Origin of the sequence: Pseudoalteromonas sp. APC 3355, from assembly GCF_030407615.1 — a bacterium.
Taxonomy (GTDB): domain Bacteria; phylum Pseudomonadota; class Gammaproteobacteria; order Enterobacterales; family Alteromonadaceae; genus Pseudoalteromonas; species Pseudoalteromonas distincta.
In genome coordinates this window covers 410,240-429,457 of the sequence record NZ_JASDDB010000001.1, presented here as the reverse complement: position 1 = coordinate 429,457, position 19,218 = coordinate 410,240, and the positions used below count along the sequence as shown (strand labels likewise).

Genomic DNA, 19,218 nt, shown 5'->3' with positions numbered 1-19,218 from the left:
TTGCCATTAAAGCAGAATTAGCTAATGTATACAGGTTAGACCAGTTAACGGGGCACAAGATGTTAGAACAACAATTACAACTAAAACACACACAATTACGTAACCGCTTAGTTATGGGCTCAATGCATACAGGTCTTGAAGAGGGCTGGCATAACCGCAAACGCTTACGCGCATTTTATGAAGCACGTGCAAAAGGTGGCACCGCAATGTTAATTACAGGCGGATACAGCCCTAATTTACGTGGCAAGCTAACACCTATTTCTTCCTCATTTAATAGTTATTACGATGTGTTTAAGCATCGCGCCTACACAGATGCTGTGCATAAACACGGTGGAAAAATTTGTTTGCAATTATTACATGCTGGACGTTACGCATACCATCCTTTCAATCAAGCACCAAGTGCAATAAAAGCACCTATTAATCCTTATAAACCTAAAGCGATGTCGCTTGGCTCGATTAAAAAAACAATTAAAGACTTTGCGCATTCTGCCTATATGGCTGAAAAAGCCGGCTACGATGGCGTAGAAGTCATGGGTTCTGAAGGGTATTTGATTAATGAGTTTATGGCGCCGCACACCAATAAACGCGATGATGAGTTTGGTGGCAGCTTAGAAAATAGAATGCGACTTGCACTTGAAATAGTTAAAGCTGTAAGAGCAAAAGTATCTGAAAAATTCTTAATTATTTTTAGATTGTCGGTCATTGATTTAATTCCAAACGGTTCAACACCAGAGGAAGTTGTTATTCAGGCTACTGAACTTGAAAAAGCGGGTGTTGATATATTTAACACTGGCATTGGTTGGCACGAAGCGCGCGTACCGACTATTGCGAGTATGGTGCCACCGGGTGCATTTAAAGAAGCATCAAAGCGTTTAAAAGACGTAGTTAATGTCCCTGTGATTGCTGTTAACCGAATTAATACTCCAGAAATTGCTAACGATATTTTAAATGCAGGCGAGGCTGATTTAATTTCGATGGCACGTCCGTTATTGGCTGATCCTGAGTTTTTTAATAAGTATGTAAACAATCAATCTAAACAAATTAATATTTGTATTGGCTGTAACCAAGGTTGTCTAGATCACGTATTTAAAAATAAACGTGCTACGTGTTTAGTTAATCCACAAGCTGCATTTGAGCTAGATTACCCGCTAGAGCAAGCAGCTAAAGCTAAAAATGTATTAGTTGTCGGTGCAGGTCCTGCTGGTTTATCAGCAAGTTGTTACTTGGCTCAAAAAGGGCATAACGTCACGTTAATTGATCAAAAATCGCAAATGGGCGGTCAATTTAATTTAGCCATGCAGATACCGGGTAAAGAAGACTTTAACCATACACTTACTTACTTCACTAATGAGCTCGAGCGATTAAAAGTAACTGTGGAGCTTAGTAAAGCTTACGACGATTCAATGCTTAAAGATTATGATGATATTGTTTTTGCAACAGGCGTTAGGCCGCGTGAAGCCTCTATTAAATGTAGTGATGATAAGCGTGTGTTTGCCTATGACGAAGTCATACGCGGCGAAGTCGAACTGGGCAAATCAATCGCTATTTTAGGTGCTGGCGGTATTGGTTTTGATATGGTTGCGTTTTTAAGCGAACATAAATCACAATCTATTAGCGAGTTTAAAACGCAATGGGGGATTGAGTGTGATGCACAGCCTCATAAAGACGAGCGCCAATTGTATATGTTAAAACGCAGTTCGGGTCGTTTTGGAAGTGAGCTTGGTAAAACCACTGGTTGGATACATCGCCAAGTTGCTAAACAGCATGGCGTTAAACAAATTGCTGATTGCCAATATCAAAGTTTTGATAAAAATGGGTTAACAATTAATGTTGCTGGAGAAGTACAAGTGCTGCCGGTAGATACTGTTATTGCCTGTATTGGTCAGGTTTCTAATAGCGAAGTGCTAGAAGGTTACACAGATAACGCAAAAGTGCATGTGATAGGCGGAGCTAAACTGGCTGCTGCAATTGATGCTAAACGCGCTATTTTTGAAGCCCTACAAGTTGCGAGAAGTATTTAACCTTTGTAAATAAATTGAAATAGTTTATCAATTTATACGGTCTTTGTTGTTTATAGTCTATAACTTAATAAACATTGAACACACAGGATACGCATGAATAAACTAATCAGTTTTTATAACACAATATTGGGTAAGCTATCGTTTTTAGATGGTTTACCTGCTTTACTATTTCGCTTAATCTTAGCTCCCGTTATGATCATCGCAGGTTATAACAAACTTGCTATAAGCACTGAAACAGAAGGCTTTCTAAATAACTTTTTAGCGTCGCCTGATGTCGTTCAATGGTTTGGTAATAGTGAATGGGGTTTAGGCTTACCGTTTCCTGACTTACTAGCTTTTTTAGCTGGATGGAGTGAATTTTTAGGTGGTTGGTTGTTATTATTTGGCCTTTTAACTCGCTTAGTCAGTATCCCGCTTATGTTCACAATGGTTGTAGCGGCTACTTCAGTACATTGGCATAACGGGTGGTTTGCAATAGCGCCGACTAATCCAGAAACAAGTGCTGCGCAAGTACTTGATTGGTTATCTATCCCTGGTGCAAAAGAAAGCCTCGAAAACTCACTAGAAGTACAAGGCAGGATAGGAAAAATTCGAGGCTTAGTTGAAGAGCATGGCTTTCCTGATTACCTATACGAAAAAGGTAAACCATCTATTTTAAATAATGGCATAGAATTTTCGGCAATTTATTTTGCTATGCTCTTAAGTTTATTTTTTATGGGCGGTGGGCGTTTTGTTAGTTTTGATTACTGGTTAAAGCGAAACGTTATAAAAAAATAACGCATTAAATGTATTTTATTAACGGCTGCATAGTTGACCCTTTGCGGCCGTTTTGCATTTTAATTTCTCGGCATTTATTATTTAAGGTTTTAAATGTTACTCTATCGTTTTGAATTTTGAGGAATCGTTATGAACGCTATCGAGCTTTTACTTACCCGCCAATCAGACTCTAAACTAACAGAGCCGGGCCCTACGCCTGAGCAGCTCGACATAATTAAGCAAGCAGCATTACGTGTTCCTGATCATGGCTGTATAGCACCGTGGCAGTTCATCATTGCTCAAGGTGATGCACGCAATAAACTGGGTGAAATTTACCATCAAAGTGCAGTGGCAGAGCAACAGACAGAAAAAGTAATTAACCGTGCTAAAGAGCTTCCCCTTCGTTCGCCGATGATTGTAATAGCAATTGCTAAATATCAAGAACACCCAAAAGTTCCTCGTATCGAGCAAGTACAAAGTGCAGGCTGTAGTGTATTAGCAATGCAACAAGCTGCATTTGCTCAAGGTTTAGGTGGTGTTTGGCGCACAGGTTACTTTGCACAAAGTAGAGCAGTCAAAAAAGCGCTTAACTTACATGAGCAAGATGAAATTGTAGGGTACTTATACATAGGTACTCCTCAAGTCGAGTGTAAAAAGTCGCCTCGCCATAAACCAGAACATTATTTTAGTAATTTGTGAAATAGTATGAACTTTATGCAATTTGCATAGTCATAATTCATTAAGGTTACCAAGAGTAGTATAAAAGAGTTAGTGGTTTGGCTGTGAGAAGCGCTTGGAAGCACAAAAGTTAATAATTCTTCTTCAGTTTGTTTTTTAATCGGTTGTTTTTTGATACATTATGGAAAGTCTTAATAAAAATAACGATAAAGAAGACGAAAACAATGGGAAATTTATTTTTACAGGAAAAAGAAAACTGGCTTGCGTGGTCAATTTGGGGAATTGTTGGTGCTTTTGTAACCTTGTATGTTGCAATGAGTACAAATGCAGCGCATTTTATAGCAGGCTCTGCAATAGGTATGCTAATACTGTTAACTTTGTGGATGCAACAGTCTAAACGTTTTGACTTTGGACGGGCATTTAAAGTGTGTTGTTATGTTTTAGCGCTAAGTGTACTCCCCGCTTTTATGTTTGTAATAGTGCCAAGTGATGATTTAAATCGGTTTGACTTAATTTTTCAAAGTGTAACATTCGCGGCATTGAGTTTATTGGCTTGTTTGATTTGTTCTTGGATTGCTCGCAGGCCCAAACAATATTACTGAGTATTGAATTAATAAGCGTGTTGAAGTAAATAGCGTAACAAAAGAGCAATGTGACTTGTTTTTAATCGTTTAATTATTATTTACGATTAATTTATATTTAGCTCTTTACAAGTAACACGTTTAACCATATTATTCGCGCCGTACGGAGAGATGGCAGAGTGGTCGAATGCACCGGTCTTGAAAACCGGCATGGGTTTATAGCCCATCTAGGGTTCAAATCCCTATCTCTCCACCATTATTTAAAAAAAACCGCCTTATAGGCGGTTTTTTGCTTTGTGGAGTTTAATTAATGACTAAAGCAACGAACCTATCAACCTCACAGCAATTAATAAAACATCTTTTATTATGGGTGGTATTTGGTTATTGCTATCAAAGTGCTATTAGCTTGTTGGCAAAAATGGCGGTCGACGCACAACCAGAATATCCATTAATTACCGCTTTTGCTTATGGTCTTGGTTTTAATATTTTGGCTGCCCATCTTATTACTAAATATGATAAACATTGGCCAGTAATTGGCTCTGCTTTTATTGGTTTAGTAGGCTTAGTTGCAGTGCCATTTTTATTGTCTGGTGAATCTGGATTATTAGCTATTCCTTTACTTGTTGGAATTTTATTCACTTTACCGCTTTGTAGTTATATTGTTGGCCTAATTAAGCTAAAACTCAGCAAAAACTAGCCCCAAACGGGGTTTATTTTGTGATAGCATATACGTGTCTTTTAACTAACAAAACGTGAAAAACACATTATGTCAGATAATTTTACTACAGATGCTGAAAAAGCAAGTTACGGTATTGGCTTACAAATGGGTGAGCAACTTAAGTCTAATCCTTTTGAAGGCTTAAACCTAAATTCAGTATTTGAAGGCATGAAAGATGCGTACGCTGGTAGCGCATTTCAAGTTGAGATCCCTGAGATTCAAGCTGCATTCGAAAAGATTAACGAAGAGATCCAAGCTCGTCGTGAAGAAGAATCTAAAGTACTTTCTGCAGAAGGTATTGCATTCTTAGAAGAAAACGCAAAACGTCCTGAAATCACAGTAACTGAGTCTGGTCTTCAATACGAAGTACTAGCGACTGGCGAAGGCGAAAAGCCAACAGCTGAGTCTACAGTACGTGTTGATTACCACGGTACACTAATTAACGGTACTGTGTTTGATAGCTCATACGAGCGCGGTCAACCAGCTGAATTTCCAGTTGGTGGCGTGATCAAAGGTTGGACTGAAGCATTACAAATGATGCCTGTAGGTACTAAATGGCGTATCTACGTTCCTCATGAGCTTGCTTATGGTGAACGTGGCGCAGGTGCTGCAATCGCACCTTTCTCAACGCTTGTATTTGACGTTGAACTACACGAAATCATTTCTTAATTTAAATAAATTTTAAAATTAAGAGTTTAAAAAGCCGTATTCAATCTGAATACGGCTTTTTTGTGTCTGTAATCTAAGTGTTTTATACCAATTCGATTAGGGTCTGTTGATCTTTCAAGGTTAAATTTGCAGCAGTCTGTTTGGTATTTAGGCAAGGCAGAGCCTATGTAGTGTGGTTATTCCCCATAAATGGGCGATAACGTAGCATTAATGCCAAACAGGCGCTGCCCAAAGGGTTCTTTCTAGGGGCTATTTACTCTTTGTTGCTCGGTTTTTACTTAGCCCACTAGGTTACAAACCTCGCGCCGCGATTAAATAGCCCCTAGTTTGAACAAATTTTAATCCGCAAAGATCAACAGACCCTAATTAAGTGATCTATTTTGCGCTAAGAAAATAGTGTTGATAACAAGGCAAAAGCTTTTTTAACTAATTGTTATCATTAATTGCTCCTGCATTGCTCTACCTTTTGCATCCATGCAGTCGTATTTCATAATTTTTTACGCAGTTAGCGCAAAGTTTAATCCCTTGAATTGATCAAGTATTATTGCCGAACAATATTATATATTCTAAAAATAAAACCGCATTAATAAAATGCGGTTTATAAACTAAAACTACTTTTAATTATTAAAAATAGCCACGAACACCAAAGCGGAAGTTTCTGCCAGGTAGTGGGGCTTTATCTTTAATAAATGAGCTATGTACAAAACCTAACTCATCAGTAATGTTATCAACGTTTATATACAGCTGTGCATCGACACTGCCTAAACCTAATTGGTAATTAGCTTGTGCATCAAATAACGTATAGCCATCAGTTTGAGTTTCAAAGGTAGTTACATCGTTTTGATCAAAGTAATGAGTACCCGTTAATGTTAGTTGTAAGTCACCTAAATCGTACTGTAACTCAGAGCCTAATTTATTGGCAGGGATACGTGGTAAATTACCTTCGTCGTCTTTTAGTTTTGCACGAGTTGAGTCACCAAATACTTTAACCATAGCGCTTGGTGTTACTTGGTAATGCGCGTCAAACTCAATTCCATAAAGCTCTGCGTCTTTACTTGTAAACTGATAAACCGCAACAGCATCGTCATGTGCACCAATAGCTGATTCTAAACCATCTTCTTCATCGTAAACTAACCCCGTATTTTCTTGAAAATAAAAGTTTTTAATATCGTTATAGAAAAAGTTAACGGTGTAACCAAAATCACCGCTAAAACGTCTAAAGCTTAAATCTAAGTTTGTTGAAGTTTCCTGTTTGATATTTTCTGGCTCAAAATGCGCTTCATTATCTTCAATATTGTAACCAAGGCCTAGCTCGTAAGTGCCAGTTGCAATGTGTAAACCGTTAGATAAAAGCTCTGCCGAAAGTGGTGCTCGTTCTGAATGAGAAATACTTGTAGCGATACTATGACCTGGCTTGTATTTCCAAATAGCACCAGCAGAGGCACTTAAATTGGTAAAACTTTCATTATACCCAATGGTTTCTTCGTCGCTGTGATCTATTTCTACTTCATCGTGGTTATGCTCGTGTGCCGTGATTTGGCTTTCAATTTTGTAATCTTCAACACGTGCGCCAAGTTCAACTGTAACGTCGCCAAATTCACGCTCTTCTAGTAAATATAATGCGTTAGTTGTAGTTACACTTGCAGGTGTAAATGCTTCTTCACCAATTGCATCGTAGTCAGAATCGCTGTAGTGATAGCCCATCATTCCGTGCCAATCAGCAAACTTATGCTCTACATTTAAACGTGCTTCAGTCGTTTTATTTTTAAAAGTAGTACCAATTTCGCCATCTTCAATTTCGCTGTGCGAGTAATCTGTATAGCCAACACGTAGGTTGATGGTTTCAATCCAGTTATTATGAAGGGCGTAACTTACAAGCCCTTGCCAGCGATCTTGCTCTAAATGTGCGTAAACCGGCTCTTCAGCTGCTTCATCTTCATGTTCTGCATGCTCTTCTTCAGTTTCACCTTCGTGATCGTGATGATGCTCATGCCCAGGAATACCGTAATCGGTATCAATACTACCGTACGAAAAACCAATCGTTAAATGATCGCCAACATAGCTGGTACCAAAGTTAAGTGTTTCGCTATCAATAAATGTGTTTTCTACAGAATTCTCTGTTTCTACATCGCCATCATCGTCGGCAATAGTAAAGGTAGGTGTTTGGTAATCATCGCCACTGCGCTTAGTGCCATCAAAATGAAAGTTAAAGCCTTCATTACCTGTTTCAAGTTTTGCAGCTACTGTGTTTGAGTTTGACACTGTATCGTGGCTGTATTCAGCAGCACCCGTAAGCTCGTCGATATTGTCTGTAGGGATGCGGTTATCAACCACGTTAACAACACCGCCAATTGCACCAGAGCCATAAAGTAGGGTACTTGGGCCACGTAATACTTCAATTTGTTCTGCTGCTAGGCTGTCGCTTGATGTTGCGTGGTCTGGGCCAATGCGTGATGCATCGCTGGCATCTAATCCGTTTTGTGTGATTTTAACGCGAGGGCCATCTAAACCACGAATAATTGGGCTTGATGATACAGGGCCAAAGTAACTTGCATTTACGCCTGGTAAACCTTTTAGCGTTTCACCAAGAGTTGGTTTTGATTTATTTCTTAATTCATCACCTGAGAGCACGCTTACTGGCGATATCATCTCGAGGCTATTTTTATGAAGTGCAGAGGCATAAACAACCACTGTCTCAACCGATGTTGGTTTAAGTGACACAGACAGATTATTTGAAGATTCGCTAACAGCAATACGAGAGTCTACGTAGTTGTCTTTACTAATATGTAATTGGCTATTTGCATCGATGTCTATAGCAAATTCGCCTAAATCATTACTTTTTACGCTTTGGTTTTTGCCATGCACATGAATTGAGGCATTTTTAATTGGCTGATTTTTATCATCCATTACTTTACCAGTAACAGTGGCAGCCAAAGCTGATTGAGAACATAAAACAGAAAAAATAGCAGAGGAGATTAATGTTAACTTTGTCATGGATATATTGGTTCACGGTTATTATGTTGTGATATAATATAACACCGCAAAATCAGTGAATCAACAATGTTATAGTATAACTTTGTATTTTGCGATGAATGATCTAAAAATGACGATTAAACCAATTTTATAAAAATTATAATAATAGGTATGTTAATAGAAATACCTATTTATTTAAGTGCGAGACTCATAGCGCTGCAGGTTTATCTAGGTATCTAAGAGCGGCTATCTATCATTATCAAATCTAGTTTATGCTGCGCTCTTGTCTGGTTTGTAATATCTATAGATTCAATCATTTCGCATTCGTCGCGGATCATCTCTGAAATAAGGCTAGGGTAGTGGCGGCAGTCTTCTGGACGGTCAAGGTAAATACTGCAGGTATACATATTTTTAGCGAGAGGCTCCTTTTTAGGCGCAATTTCTAAAAATGGGCACACTTGAAGTCTTGAGCCTGTTTTTGGGTCAAACCAAATTTCGTTGTTTTTAACGTACTCATAAATTTCGGGGTTAAAGAGCTCCCATAAATCTATTTCTTCTTTCGTTGCGCTTAAGTCGCCGCCACCATATTTAATACAGCATTTACCACACTGGTTACACTCTTTCATAATTTGCTAATTTAATTGGCTGTTAACACATTTAAGTTAGCTATTAGTGTAGCACCAAATTTATTATTAACGCTCTACTGAATTGCACCATTGTTTGCTTTTTGGGTGTGTAAAAAAGTTAGATACAATAACTTAAGTTAAAACCCCTTGTTACATTTTATATAGTACAGGCTTTATTTAATGCTTTACTCTAAGGTGGCGAAAAATATTATGAAACCTGCTTGGGCAGCTGTGTAGTTATTAAATGTTGCTGAGCGGGATACCTAAGTAGGATGTAATTATGAAAGAAGCTGTTACTAAGTTAAAAACAGAATTTAATGCAAAGTTATTATATTGGAACAACCTCAAAAGTAGTAAAGCCAAAGCGGCAATCATCTTATTATTTATAGTTGTCATTGCACTTAAAGTGTTTACGACTATCTTTACGTTGGATTGGGTTGCAAGTTTATTCAGTGTGTGAGGTTACTAAGAGTAATTGCGATAAAGTTTAATTACAGTGTGTTTAACGTCTACGCGATGTTCATTATTAATGTATTATTACGATATACACCAAATTAAATAAATCAGTTGTTTAAATACATTTTATAATGACTGTAATGATACATTTTAGCTAAATTGAGTCAGTAAATTAGTTTAGCTGCACTAAAGGATAACCAGTGATGATGAATACAAAAATATATAAAGCGGTACATGACCTAGCAGAAGATTTAATGGCGGCGGCTAACAAAAATAACCGAGAAAAATTTGAATCTTTATTTGCTCAATTAAAAGCGATTTGTATTGAAAACGAAAACACTTCAAAAGATCACCCAGTACAATGGGAAACTTTAGCTGATTTTACCGAAGAGCTAGAAGAGGCAATCACGACTTATGAAAAAGCATTAGAAAAGTCTGTTGCGATTAATAACAAAGATCACATGTCATCAGTTTCTTTTTCAATGGCTACACTGCAGCTAGAACTTGGTCAAAAAGACGAGGCTATTAAAAATCTTCAAAATGCTAAGGTTAGTGCTAATAAAATAGAAGACAAAGAGCTTAAAGCTGAAATACACGATCTACTAGAATCACTTATTGAAGAAGAAGGTTAAATATTTAAAATTTACTAGCTCAGACTTGATCTGACAGTTACCCATATTAAATACTATTTCTTTGGATTTAGCTTAAGTTAATACAATTTAATGAAACGCTGATGGTTTATACCCTCAGCGTTTTTTTATTTCCGCTATTTATAGCTTATCCATAAAGTTCACAATGTACTTTGCAATCTCAACTGGTTTTTCTTCAACACTAAAGTGTCCTGAATCGAGTAAATGTATTTCAGCGTTCGGTACATCTTTCAAATATGCTTTAGCGCCTGCGGCTATAAACGCAGGGTCGTTTTTGCCCCATACAATTAATGTTGCTGGTTGGTACTTGCGTAAATAAGCTTGCCATTTAGGGTAGTCGAGAAGGTTATTGTAGTAATCTTGTAGCAATTGTACTTGAATTACTCTATCGGATTTAGTTTGTAAAAAGTGAAGATCGTGCGTCCAGCTATCAGGGCTCATTACTTCTGGGTTACTTTGTACGTCTCGTAAATATTGCTTATTAATAATGGCTTTATTAGACGTGAACGAATAAATTTTATCACTCTGCGCTTGTGATTTGTCCTCATTCGCGGCTTTAAAAAACGCTTGCCTCGGTAGGGTTAACCCCTCTAAATACGCATTACCATTTTGTACAATAAGTGCATCAAGTTTATTTGGGTTATTTAACAACATTCTAAAGCCCACAGGAGCTCCAAAGTCTTGTATATAAAGGCTGTAGCGCTTTACTTTAAGTGTTGTTAGTAACACTTCAACGTATTGAGCTAGTAATTCAAAAGTATATTTTTGAGTTTCTGGGTTTGGGCGTGCGCTATAACCAGAGCCTAAATAATCAGGTGCAATCACATGATAACGACCTGATAAGAGTGGGATCAATTCTCGGTAGCTGTGTGAAGACGACGGATACCCATGTAAAAGTACAATGGTTTGCTTATGCTGCGCGCCAGCTTCTCGGTAAAATATCTTTTTACCGTTTACATTTGCATATTTGTAAGTGGTTTTTGAAGGCCATACAGCATCAGCGGCATATACTTGAGCGGTAAACGTAGATATTGAAACTAATAAAAACACAATAAATGAGACGATGTGAGCAGGTTTTACTTTAAGGCTTTTTTGTATATCTAGGGGCATAGGTAAACTCGTTATTTTTGGTAATGACGCTTTATTAATTTACTAGACCTGTTATTTACACATTTATATTCAGATAATAACGTTGTAGTTTCACAGCAAAGAAGTGTACAGCAGGACTTACAAGATACTGATGAGCCAACAGTGGGCTAGGGCGTTAGCTCTTTATTGGCCGCTTTTTTGTATTTGAAATAGCTTATTAAATAAACGGCTATTGGAATCGTTGGGCTTAAAAAGATGTGAGGATGAAAATAGATACCACGTTCGTCATATGAAAACACATATAACACGACCGCAAATGTTGAAGGTAAAGGGAAGATGATTGCACCGTGCCCAACAGCAGCAAATAGTGTCCACGAGAAAACACTAGACCAAAGCACAGCTCTGATGTAAGCACCTTTATTAGTTGCTTTAGCCTTTTTAGCATAATTACGTGAAACAAAATAAGATATTACCGTTGGAAACAAAGTTAAAATGATACTTAGCAGTATAAGCATAGTGATTCAATTCCTTTTGATATTATTTGCACAACCCAGTTTTTCACAATGTGTTAATTGGTTTGAGTTGATACCGTTTTTAAAGCAGCAATTTGCTTAATTTCATCAGCTGTTAATGCTTGATATAACCTAGGATAGGGCCAACCATAGCCCCATCTGAAAGTCGATGGTATATAAGGACTGCCACCAAATCGAACTCCAACAAGCATAAGGTTCGCTATACTCGTTTCGCCGGCTTCAATAACACACTGTTGCAAGGCTTTATCTGCTTCTAAACGTTGCCAATAAGTGCCACCTTGCCAGTAGGCGTAGTCGTGCGCTTTACAACATGCAAGCCACAACTTTTTATCCTTTGTGGTGCCATCCGGAAAAGCACTACAGCCATCTGATGTGAACGGTTTTATATTTTCAGCATTTACTGTATTACTTAATATGACCAGTAAGACAATGGGACTGAAACGCATTATTTTCATACGAAAGAGTATATTAGTAAAATTATACATGATTTTAAGTGTTACTATTTTAGTTACAAATAATAACACTTTAAAAAGTATAAAAAAGGTTTTTACTGTTTATAGACCGGTTATGCTTATATGATAATTTTGATTAAGCGCTTTTTGTTTAGTTTTTAATGCGTTCTATTTTCTTAGCTAGTTGCGAGGTGTTAATAGTAAAAGTGCTGGTTAAAAAATTTACTACAATATTAGATTAAGGTTTACACATGGTGTGTTGCATTTGTACTTTAGGAGATAAGCTTTGCTAGAACAAATAGAAAGTTGGATTGACGCTACAAATTTAAAATACAATAGTCAAAAAGTGTGTTGTGATAAATTCAGCAATGAATTTGATGGGTTTTATCCTACCGAGTTTTTAAAAAACGCGTATTACGTTGTTGTAGACCAAATACCAAAGCCAGACTTTGCGGGTCTGCGAGAAATGGGCCTAGGTGATTTTGTCGATATGGACGCGGCGGGTATAACGTATAAAAATACCTATTATCTACTTCCTGAGGTTGCAAAAGATTTGAGGGTTCATTTTCATGAGCTTGTGCATGTAGCGCAGTGGCTTAAACTTGGTCCAGACGCGTTTATGATGCGTTACATTAGCGAAATCCAACATGTAGGATACAACGACGCTCCGCTTGAAAAAATGGCATATGCGCTGGATACGCAATTTGCAAGTAAAGGCAATAAAATAGACGTTCTTAGGCACGTAGCCCAAACGCTGTAACTCAATTTTAGGTTTAAAGGAGTTTATATGTACAGAATTATTGGGTGTCTACTTACTTTAGCGTGTATAAATAGTAATGCAGCATCGTTTGAAGAAGATATTGTTTCAGCTCTGCTTGAGCGTACAACTCATGATGTGACTTACGACGGCGCTTATCGCTCTATTGGCTACCCTGGTGGGGATGTACCTAAAAATATAGGTGTGTGCACCGATGTAATAATTAGAAGTTATAGAAAGTTAGGTGTTGATTTACAGAAACTCGTGCATGAAGACATGCAAAAAAACTTTGCGCTGTATCCATCTAAACGTATTTGGGGCTTAACTAAGCCTGATAAAAATATAGATCATCGACGTGTTCCAAATTTACAAGCTTACTTTGAGCGCCATGCAAACGTATTGAGTAAATCCAACAAAGTGAGTGATTATAAAACCGGCGATATAGTAACGTGGATGTTACCAGGTAATTTACCTCATATAGGTATGGTGATTAATGAGTTATCTCAAGATACGGGTAACCCACTTATTGTGCATAATATAGGGCGTGGTCCGCACAAAAGCGATATGCTTTTTGATTATAAAATTACCGGACATTACCGGTTCGTTCCACACTATTGATAAGTTTAATAAACGATAGATGTAAGTATTGATTTTTATTTCAGATCAATACTTACATTGCCATTGGGTTTACAGCAGCACAACAGTATTTCGCCTTCGCGTACAAACGCAAGTGGCTCTTCGTTATACTCAACACTGCCTGACACTAAAGTTGCTCTACAAGCGCCGCAATAACCTTCACGGCATTGGAATGCGACGTCTATTTTCATGGATTCTAAGCAGTGTAGAAGAGAAGGGCAGCCAGCGATAAATTCTATACACTGGCTGTTTTCTGCAAGCGTTATGCTTGCAGTAGACTTGTCACTCATTATAAATCAAAATCACCAAATTCTGATGCATCAACTTGAGAGTCAATTTGACCAACAAGGTATGAGCTTATTTCTGCTTCTTGTGGTGCTACTTGCACGTTATCAGACACTAACCACGAGTTTATCCACGGGATAGGGTTACTGTTGTTTTCAAACTGTGCTGGCAAACCAATCGCAGTCATACGTGCATTGGTAATGTATTCAACGTACTGACATAAAATATGTTTATTTAAGCCAATCATCGAACCATCTTTAAATAAGTATTCGGCCCACTCTTTTTCTTGCTCTGCAGCATCAACAAACATTTTAATTGCTTCGTCGCGGCACTGGGCAGCAACAATCGCCATTTCTGGGTCGTCCTTACCGTCTTGCATGATGTTTAAAATATGCTGAGTACCAGAAAGGTGAAGTGCTTCATCGCGTGCAATTAGCTTGATGATTTTAGCGTTACCTTCCATTAGCTCACGCTCAGCAAATGCAAACGAACATGCAAAGCTTACGTAAAAGCGAATCGCTTCAAGAATATTTACCGACATCATAGCCAGGTAAAGTTTCTTTTTAAGCTCAAATAAATTAATGATAACTGTTTTACCGTTAATCTCGTGTTTGCCTTCACCGTATAAGTTGTAAAGCGATACAGAGTTAATTAAGTCATCGTAGTATTTAGTTACGGCATCAGCACGTTCGCTAATTTTATCGTTGCTAACAATGTCATCAAAAATAAGCTCAGGTGCTTGTGTTACGTTACGGATAATATGCGTGTATGAGCGGCTGTGAATTGTTTCACTGAACGCCCACGTTTCTATCCATGTTTCAAGCTCTGGTAGCGATACAATTGGAAGTAGAGCCACGTTTGGCGAACGACCTTGTACACTATCAAGCAGTGTTTGGTATTTTAAGTTGCTTAAAAATATATGCTTTTCGTGATCTGGTAATGCTTGAAAGTCTAAACGGTCTTTACTTACATCTACTTCCTCAGGACGCCAAAAGAAAGACAGTTGCTTTTCAATTAACTTTTCAAAAATTGGGTATTTTTGTTGGTCGTAACGAGATACGTTTACAGTTTGGCCAAAAAACATTGGCTCTTGCATTTGGTTATTATGGTTTCGGCTAAAAGTAGTATAAGACATGTTTATCACTCAAAAAACTATCAGAAAAAGCGGGCTAAATGCCCGCTTAAAATAAAAATCAGCAGTTAAATTTTACACGCGCCGCCTTCACAATCGTCATCTTCCACTTCTGGAGCATCTTCTTGTGAATCTGAGGCGCCATCGCGAGTATTGTGGTAATACAAGGTTTTAACACCTAGTTTGTACGCGCTTAGTAAGTCTTTTAACAAGACTTGCATAGGTACTTTACCGCCTTCGAACTTGTTTGGATCATAATTTGTATTTGCAGAAATTGTTTGGTCAACAAATTTTTGCATTATGCCAACAAGCTGTAAATAACCATCGTTTGATGGAATGTCCCATAGTAGCTCGTACTGATCTTTTAAACGCTCATACTCAGGAACAACTTGTTTTAAAATACCGTCTTTACTTGCTTTAACGCTAATATGCCCACGTGGTGGCTCAATACCGTTAGTTGCGTTAGAGATTTGCGACGATGTTTCTGATGGCATTAACGCACTTAGTGTTGAGTTACGCATACCGTGCTCTTTAATACTTGCACGTAGTGTATCCCAATCAAGATGAAGTGGCTCATCACAAATTTTATCTAAATCACGTTTATACGTATCTGTTGGCATAATACCTTGTGAATACGTTGTCTCGTTAAACTTAGGACATGCGCCACGCTCTTTAGCAAGCTCGTTTGATGCTTTCATTAAGTAATATTGAATAGCTTCAAAGGTTTTATGTGTTAATGCATTAGCACTGCCATCAGAATAACGCTTACCGTTTTTAGCTAGGTAGTATGCGTAGTTAATTACGCCTATTCCTAGTGTACGACGACCCATAGTTGCATTTTTAGCAGCCGGTACAGGGTAGTCTTGGAAATCAAGTAAGTTATCAAGTGCGCGTACTGCAAGTTCAGCTAGCTCTTCAAGCTCATCAAGTGACTCTATTGCACCTAGGTTAAACGCAGAAAGTGTACAAAGGGCAATTTCGCCTTCTTCGTCATTCACGTTATTAAGTGGCTTAGTTGGCAATGCAATTTCTAAACATAAGTTAGATTGGCGAATTGGCGCAACTTTAGAAATAAATGGGCTGTGTGTATTACAGTGATCCACATTTTGTAAATAAATACGACCAGTACTTGCACGCTCTTGCGCAAACATAGAGAAAAGCTCAATGGCTTTAATGCGTTTTTTACGAATAGATTCGTCTTGTTCATATTTAACGTAAAGTGCGTCAAACTCAGCTTGGTCTTCAAAAAATGCATCATAAAGGCCAGGTACATCTGATGGGCTAAATAATGTAATGTAATCATCTTTAATTAAACGAGAGTACATTAATTTATTAAACTGTACGCCGTAATCTAGGTGACGAACGCGGTTGTCATCTACACCACGGTTATTTTTAAGTACAAGTAGGTTCTCTACTTCTAAATGCCAAAGCGGGTAGAATAATGTTGCTGCGCCGCCACGTACACCACCTTGTGAACAACTTTTAACCGCTGTTTGAAAGTGCTTATAAAAAGGGATACAACCTGTGTGATACGCTTCGCCGTTACGAATATGGCTACCTAGCGCACGTATTCTACCTGCATTAATACCAATTCCCGCACGTTGTGAAACGTATTTAACAATAGCTGACGACGTTGCATTGATTGAATCAAGGCTGTCGCCACATTCAATCAATACACACGAGCTAAACTGGCGAGTAGGCGTACGTACACCCGACATAATTGGCGTTGGTAGAGATATTTTAAATAAAGATACTGCATCGTAAAAACGTTTAATGTAATCAGTACGTGTTTCACGTGGGTAATCTGAAAATAAGCTTGCCGCAACTAAAATATATAAAAACTGTGCACTTTCGTATATTTCACCCGATACACGGTTTTGAACGAGATACTTACCTTCAAGTTGCTTTACAGCAGCGTAGCTAAAGTTAAGATCGCGAGAATGATCAAGGTATGCATCAAGCTCATCTAACTCTTGCTCTGTGTAATCTACTAGTAAATGAGCATCGTAGCGTTTATCGCCAACCATTTTTGTTACGTGGTCAAATAAACGTGGTGGCTCAAATTGACCGTACGCTTTTTTACGTAAATGGAATACAGCTAAACGTGCAGCTAAGTATTGGTAATCAGGCGATTCTTTTGAAATCTGATCCGCTGCTGCTTTAATGATGGTTTCGTGAATGTCTTTAGTACGAATACCGTCGTAAAACTGAATGTGCGACTTTAATTCAACTTGCGAAACCGAAACGTTGTTTAAACCTTCGGCGGCCCACTCAATAACGCGATGGATCTTATCCAGATCAAGAGGCTCTTTACGCCCGTCACGTTTGCTTACAGATAACTGTTGGTTCATTTGCCTGTATTCCTTGGGAATTATGTATTTTGACCAATGCTTTATACCTCGCCGGGGCAAGGTATATACTCATTTATTATAAGTTTCGCCATATTTGCGAATTTAATTGAATAACATTTGGCCACAATATCTGGTGTTGTTCAATTTAGAGATCACAAGATAGTGTGGTCTGAGTTGTTTTGCAAGGGACATAATTGCCCCTATTTGTGGATAACTTCGGGATAACGTATTTGTGTTAGTAGACACTCACCTTCGAACAATCATTTAAGTTGAAATATGCAAAAATCAACTAATGATCTGCTAAATTTACGCATTTTAAAAATAAATTTTGACTGCTTTTTTTATCAGCAAGCTTTGCGTAAAAACTAACACAATCACAATATATAGTGTTTATTAATTAACATGGCACTATATATGGTTAAAACCATCAATTGGGCTTTGCCAGTTAAAATCAGCATTCCAGCTGTTGGCTTCATCAATACTTGGTATGTAGCCCCAAAGTGCCGTTGCTGTGCGCATACCTGCGGCTTTGCCTGCTTGTATGTCTCGCTGTGCATCACCAATGTACAAACAGCGTTTTGGTTGCACTCCCATAAGCTTTGCACAGTATAGCAGCGGTAAAGGGGATGGCTTAGCTTCAGCTAAGGTGTCGCCACTTATTACTACACTAGCATTTTTCAATGCGGGAATTGCTGCCACTAAAGGATCAGTTAAAAACCCCGGTTTGTTAGTCATGATCCCCCATTTGATCTTTTTCTGATCAAGGGCAATAAGCAACGATTCAACACCGCTGAAGCAATGCGTGTGATTTGCTATGTTTGCAGCGTATTCGTCAACTAATTGCTTAATAAGTTCGCTTTGAGGTTGTGTGTCCCATAACTCTTTAAAACCAGTCTCTAATAATGCGCCTGCGCCGTTAGATGCCGCAGGGCGGTATACATCACTACTAACAGGCTCTATTTTATTATTAATGAGAACTGCATTTAAAGCCGCACCTAAATCATCAGCGGTGTCGAGTAGAGTGCCGTCTAGATCAAATAAAAATGCATCGTACTCAATAAGGGAGAGGGGGGCTTGAGAGTTAGCCATTAAGCTAACTTCTCAAAGTACAGTATGTAATTTACGCTAACGTCACTATTGAGCGTATATTGCTTTGATAGTGGATTATAAGAAAGGCCTGTACTTGCACGAACTTTTAAACCCGCTTGCTCTGCCCATGCAATAAGCTGCGCAGGTTTTATAAACTTTTTATGGTCGTGTGTACCTTCAGGGACCATTTTTAAAAGCTTTTCAGCGCCAACAATGGCGTATAAATATGCCTTAGGTGTTTTGTTTAGGGTTGAAAAAAACACGTCTGCGCCTGGTTTGGCAAGTGCAGCTACGGCATGAATGATAGATGCTGGGTCGGGAACGTGCTCAAGCATTTCCATACAGGTTATTACATCAAAGCGCTCTGGGTGTTGCGATGCAAACTCTTCTGCTGGCACTTTTATGTAATCTACATTTACGCCAGTTTCTAAACTGTGCAACTTAGCAACAGTTAAAGGCTCTTGCCCCATGTCGATGCCAGTTACTTTTGCGCCCATGCGCGCCATGCTTTGGCTTAAAATACCGCCACCACAGCCAACATCGAGTGTTTCTTTATCGAATAAGCCTTGCGTTTTGTTTGCTATAAAGTCTAAACGTAACGGGTTAATTTCGTGAAGAGGTTTGAATTCTCCGTCTAGGTCCCACCAACGCTCGGCGATGGCTTCAAATTTTGCTATTTCTGCGTGATCTACATTTTGATGTTCGGTCATAAAATACTTCCTCGTCAATCTGAGGCCATTATATAGGGCTAAATTGATAAATCGCA

The 19,218-nt window shown here is 38.3% G+C and carries 20 protein-coding genes and 1 tRNA gene; 11 read left to right on the top strand and 10 right to left on the bottom strand.

The features are described from left to right. The first annotated feature begins 59 nt into the window (after positions 1 to 59). The 7 genes from QMA08_RS01905 (at position 60) to QMA08_RS01875 (ending at position 5,423) form a co-directional block, all read left to right on the top strand. Positions 60 to 2,021, top strand: a complete 1,962-nt coding sequence (locus tag QMA08_RS01905) for an NADPH-dependent 2,4-dienoyl-CoA reductase (protein ID WP_182751943.1) — start codon at positions 60 to 62, stop codon at positions 2,019 to 2,021. 93 nt (positions 2,022 to 2,114) lie between these two features. Then, positions 2,115 to 2,798 (top strand): DoxX family protein, encoded by a 684-nt coding sequence (locus QMA08_RS01900; protein ID WP_290173441.1) that lies wholly within the window; start codon positions 2,115 to 2,117, stop codon positions 2,796 to 2,798. Positions 2,799 to 2,927: 129 nt separating this feature from the next. Continuing rightward, entirely contained in the window at positions 2,928 to 3,476 is a 549-nt protein-coding gene (locus QMA08_RS01895) for an NAD(P)H nitroreductase (RefSeq protein ID WP_039489807.1), read from the top strand. A 203-nt stretch (positions 3,477 to 3,679) separates the two neighbouring features. After that, the gene (locus QMA08_RS01890; protein WP_024596649.1) at positions 3,680 to 4,057 is read left to right on the top strand and encodes a hypothetical protein; all 378 of its coding nucleotides are present in this window, start codon (positions 3,680 to 3,682) and stop codon (positions 4,055 to 4,057) included. Between the two features lie 144 nt (positions 4,058 to 4,201). Next, positions 4,202 to 4,292: transfer RNA gene (locus tag QMA08_RS01885), tRNA-Ser, on the top strand. Positions 4,293 to 4,346: 54 nt separating this feature from the next. Then, positions 4,347 to 4,733 (top strand): hypothetical protein, encoded by a 387-nt coding sequence (locus QMA08_RS01880; RefSeq protein WP_002962891.1) that lies wholly within the window; start codon positions 4,347 to 4,349, stop codon positions 4,731 to 4,733. Positions 4,734 to 4,802: 69 nt separating this feature from the next. Then, positions 4,803 to 5,423, top strand: a complete 621-nt coding sequence (locus QMA08_RS01875; RefSeq protein WP_002962890.1) for an FKBP-type peptidyl-prolyl cis-trans isomerase — start codon at positions 4,803 to 4,805, stop codon at positions 5,421 to 5,423. A 624-nt stretch (positions 5,424 to 6,047) separates the two neighbouring features. On the opposite strand, the gene QMA08_RS01870 is transcribed toward QMA08_RS01875, so the two are convergent. After that, the gene (locus QMA08_RS01870; RefSeq protein WP_290173439.1) at positions 6,048 to 8,417 is read right to left on the bottom strand and encodes a TonB-dependent receptor; all 2,370 of its coding nucleotides are present in this window, start codon (positions 8,415 to 8,417) and stop codon (positions 6,048 to 6,050) included. A 215-nt stretch (positions 8,418 to 8,632) separates the two neighbouring features. Beyond that, positions 8,633 to 9,022, bottom strand: a complete 390-nt coding sequence (locus tag QMA08_RS01865) for a YkgJ family cysteine cluster protein (RefSeq protein WP_039489801.1) — start codon at positions 9,020 to 9,022, stop codon at positions 8,633 to 8,635. Positions 9,023 to 9,302: 280 nt separating this feature from the next. On the opposite strand from QMA08_RS01865, the gene QMA08_RS01860 reads away from it, so the two are divergent. Together QMA08_RS01860 and QMA08_RS01855 are read left to right on the top strand one after the other, a co-directional pair. Further along, entirely contained in the window at positions 9,303 to 9,482 is a 180-nt protein-coding gene (locus QMA08_RS01860; protein ID WP_002961145.1) for a hypothetical protein, read from the top strand. Positions 9,483 to 9,681: 199 nt separating this feature from the next. Beyond that, positions 9,682 to 10,110 (top strand): hypothetical protein, encoded by a 429-nt coding sequence (locus QMA08_RS01855; protein WP_002961147.1) that lies wholly within the window; start codon positions 9,682 to 9,684, stop codon positions 10,108 to 10,110. Between the two features lie 138 nt (positions 10,111 to 10,248). On the opposite strand, the gene QMA08_RS01850 is transcribed toward QMA08_RS01855, so the two are convergent. From QMA08_RS01850 to QMA08_RS01840, 3 genes are all read right to left on the bottom strand, one after another. Beyond that, on the bottom strand, positions 10,249 to 11,238 hold the full coding sequence (locus tag QMA08_RS01850) for an alpha/beta hydrolase (RefSeq protein ID WP_200220241.1): 990 nt from the start codon (positions 11,236 to 11,238) through the stop codon (positions 10,249 to 10,251). Positions 11,239 to 11,384: 146 nt separating this feature from the next. Continuing rightward, entirely contained in the window at positions 11,385 to 11,732 is a 348-nt protein-coding gene (locus QMA08_RS01845; protein WP_149602761.1) for a hypothetical protein, read from the bottom strand. A gap of 53 nt (positions 11,733 to 11,785) precedes the next feature. Then, on the bottom strand, positions 11,786 to 12,196 hold the full coding sequence (locus tag QMA08_RS01840; RefSeq protein WP_193226363.1) for a hypothetical protein: 411 nt from the start codon (positions 12,194 to 12,196) through the stop codon (positions 11,786 to 11,788). A 292-nt stretch (positions 12,197 to 12,488) separates the two neighbouring features. Here QMA08_RS01840 and QMA08_RS01835 point away from each other — a divergent pair, with 292 nt between their 5' ends. Together QMA08_RS01835 and QMA08_RS01830 are read left to right on the top strand one after the other, a co-directional pair. Further along, positions 12,489 to 12,962 (top strand): hypothetical protein, encoded by a 474-nt coding sequence (locus QMA08_RS01835; protein WP_200220242.1) that lies wholly within the window; start codon positions 12,489 to 12,491, stop codon positions 12,960 to 12,962. Positions 12,963 to 12,989: 27 nt separating this feature from the next. Then, positions 12,990 to 13,577, top strand: a complete 588-nt coding sequence (locus QMA08_RS01830) for a DUF1287 domain-containing protein (RefSeq protein ID WP_200220243.1) — start codon at positions 12,990 to 12,992, stop codon at positions 13,575 to 13,577. A gap of 35 nt (positions 13,578 to 13,612) precedes the next feature. Here QMA08_RS01830 and yfaE read toward each other — a convergent pair whose 3' ends face one another. The 5 genes from yfaE to ubiG all read right to left on the bottom strand — a co-directional run bounded on the left by yfaE (position 13,613) and on the right by ubiG (position 19,162). Then, positions 13,613 to 13,885 (bottom strand): class I ribonucleotide reductase maintenance protein YfaE, encoded by a 273-nt coding sequence (gene yfaE, locus QMA08_RS01825; protein ID WP_039489790.1) that lies wholly within the window; start codon positions 13,883 to 13,885, stop codon positions 13,613 to 13,615. Further along, the gene (nrdB, locus tag QMA08_RS01820; RefSeq protein WP_002961159.1) at positions 13,885 to 15,015 is read right to left on the bottom strand and encodes a class Ia ribonucleoside-diphosphate reductase subunit beta; all 1,131 of its coding nucleotides are present in this window, start codon (positions 15,013 to 15,015) and stop codon (positions 13,885 to 13,887) included. Before nrdB ends, yfaE begins: the two co-directional genes overlap by 1 nt. A 65-nt stretch (positions 15,016 to 15,080) precedes the next feature. Beyond that, positions 15,081 to 17,363, bottom strand: a complete 2,283-nt coding sequence (gene nrdA, locus QMA08_RS01815; protein WP_002961160.1) for a class 1a ribonucleoside-diphosphate reductase subunit alpha — start codon at positions 17,361 to 17,363, stop codon at positions 15,081 to 15,083. A 408-nt stretch (positions 17,364 to 17,771) separates the two neighbouring features. Next, entirely contained in the window at positions 17,772 to 18,452 is a 681-nt protein-coding gene (locus tag QMA08_RS01810) for an HAD-IA family hydrolase (protein WP_002961161.1), read from the bottom strand. Next, entirely contained in the window at positions 18,452 to 19,162 is a 711-nt protein-coding gene (ubiG, locus tag QMA08_RS01805; RefSeq protein ID WP_002961162.1) for a bifunctional 2-polyprenyl-6-hydroxyphenol methylase/3-demethylubiquinol 3-O-methyltransferase UbiG, read from the bottom strand. The genes QMA08_RS01810 and ubiG overlap by 1 nt, the downstream gene beginning before the upstream one ends. Between the last annotated feature and the right edge of the window lie 56 nt (positions 19,163 to 19,218).

Coding starts and splice junctions, on each gene's coding strand:
- ubiG (WP_002961162.1), bottom strand. CDS start 19,162: ATGACCGAACATCAAAATGTAGATCACGCAGAAATAGCAAAATTTGAA.
- QMA08_RS01810 (WP_002961161.1), bottom strand. CDS start 18,452: ATGGCTAACTCTCAAGCCCCCCTCTCCCTTATTGAGTACGATGCATTT.
- QMA08_RS01875 (WP_002962890.1), top strand. CDS start 4,803: ATGTCAGATAATTTTACTACAGATGCTGAAAAAGCAAGTTACGGTATT.
- QMA08_RS01890 (WP_024596649.1), top strand. CDS start 3,680: ATGGGAAATTTATTTTTACAGGAAAAAGAAAACTGGCTTGCGTGGTCA.
- QMA08_RS01870 (WP_290173439.1), bottom strand. CDS start 8,417: ATGACAAAGTTAACATTAATCTCCTCTGCTATTTTTTCTGTTTTATGT.
- QMA08_RS01880 (WP_002962891.1), top strand. CDS start 4,347: ATGACTAAAGCAACGAACCTATCAACCTCACAGCAATTAATAAAACAT.
- QMA08_RS01840 (WP_193226363.1), bottom strand. CDS start 12,196: ATGCGTTTCAGTCCCATTGTCTTACTGGTCATATTAAGTAATACAGTA.
- QMA08_RS01900 (WP_290173441.1), top strand. CDS start 2,115: ATGAATAAACTAATCAGTTTTTATAACACAATATTGGGTAAGCTATCG.
- nrdB (WP_002961159.1), bottom strand. CDS start 15,015: ATGTCTTATACTACTTTTAGCCGAAACCATAATAACCAAATGCAAGAG.
- QMA08_RS01845 (WP_149602761.1), bottom strand. CDS start 11,732: ATGCTTATACTGCTAAGTATCATTTTAACTTTGTTTCCAACGGTAATA.
- QMA08_RS01850 (WP_200220241.1), bottom strand. CDS start 11,238: ATGCCCCTAGATATACAAAAAAGCCTTAAAGTAAAACCTGCTCACATC.
- QMA08_RS01895 (WP_039489807.1), top strand. CDS start 2,928: ATGAACGCTATCGAGCTTTTACTTACCCGCCAATCAGACTCTAAACTA.
- yfaE (WP_039489790.1), bottom strand. CDS start 13,885: ATGAGTGACAAGTCTACTGCAAGCATAACGCTTGCAGAAAACAGCCAG.
- nrdA (WP_002961160.1), bottom strand. CDS start 17,363: ATGAACCAACAGTTATCTGTAAGCAAACGTGACGGGCGTAAAGAGCCT.
- QMA08_RS01855 (WP_002961147.1), top strand. CDS start 9,682: ATGATGAATACAAAAATATATAAAGCGGTACATGACCTAGCAGAAGAT.
- QMA08_RS01905 (WP_182751943.1), top strand. CDS start 60: ATGTTAGAACAACAATTACAACTAAAACACACACAATTACGTAACCGC.
- QMA08_RS01830 (WP_200220243.1), top strand. CDS start 12,990: ATGTACAGAATTATTGGGTGTCTACTTACTTTAGCGTGTATAAATAGT.
- QMA08_RS01860 (WP_002961145.1), top strand. CDS start 9,303: ATGAAAGAAGCTGTTACTAAGTTAAAAACAGAATTTAATGCAAAGTTA.
- QMA08_RS01865 (WP_039489801.1), bottom strand. CDS start 9,022: ATGAAAGAGTGTAACCAGTGTGGTAAATGCTGTATTAAATATGGTGGC.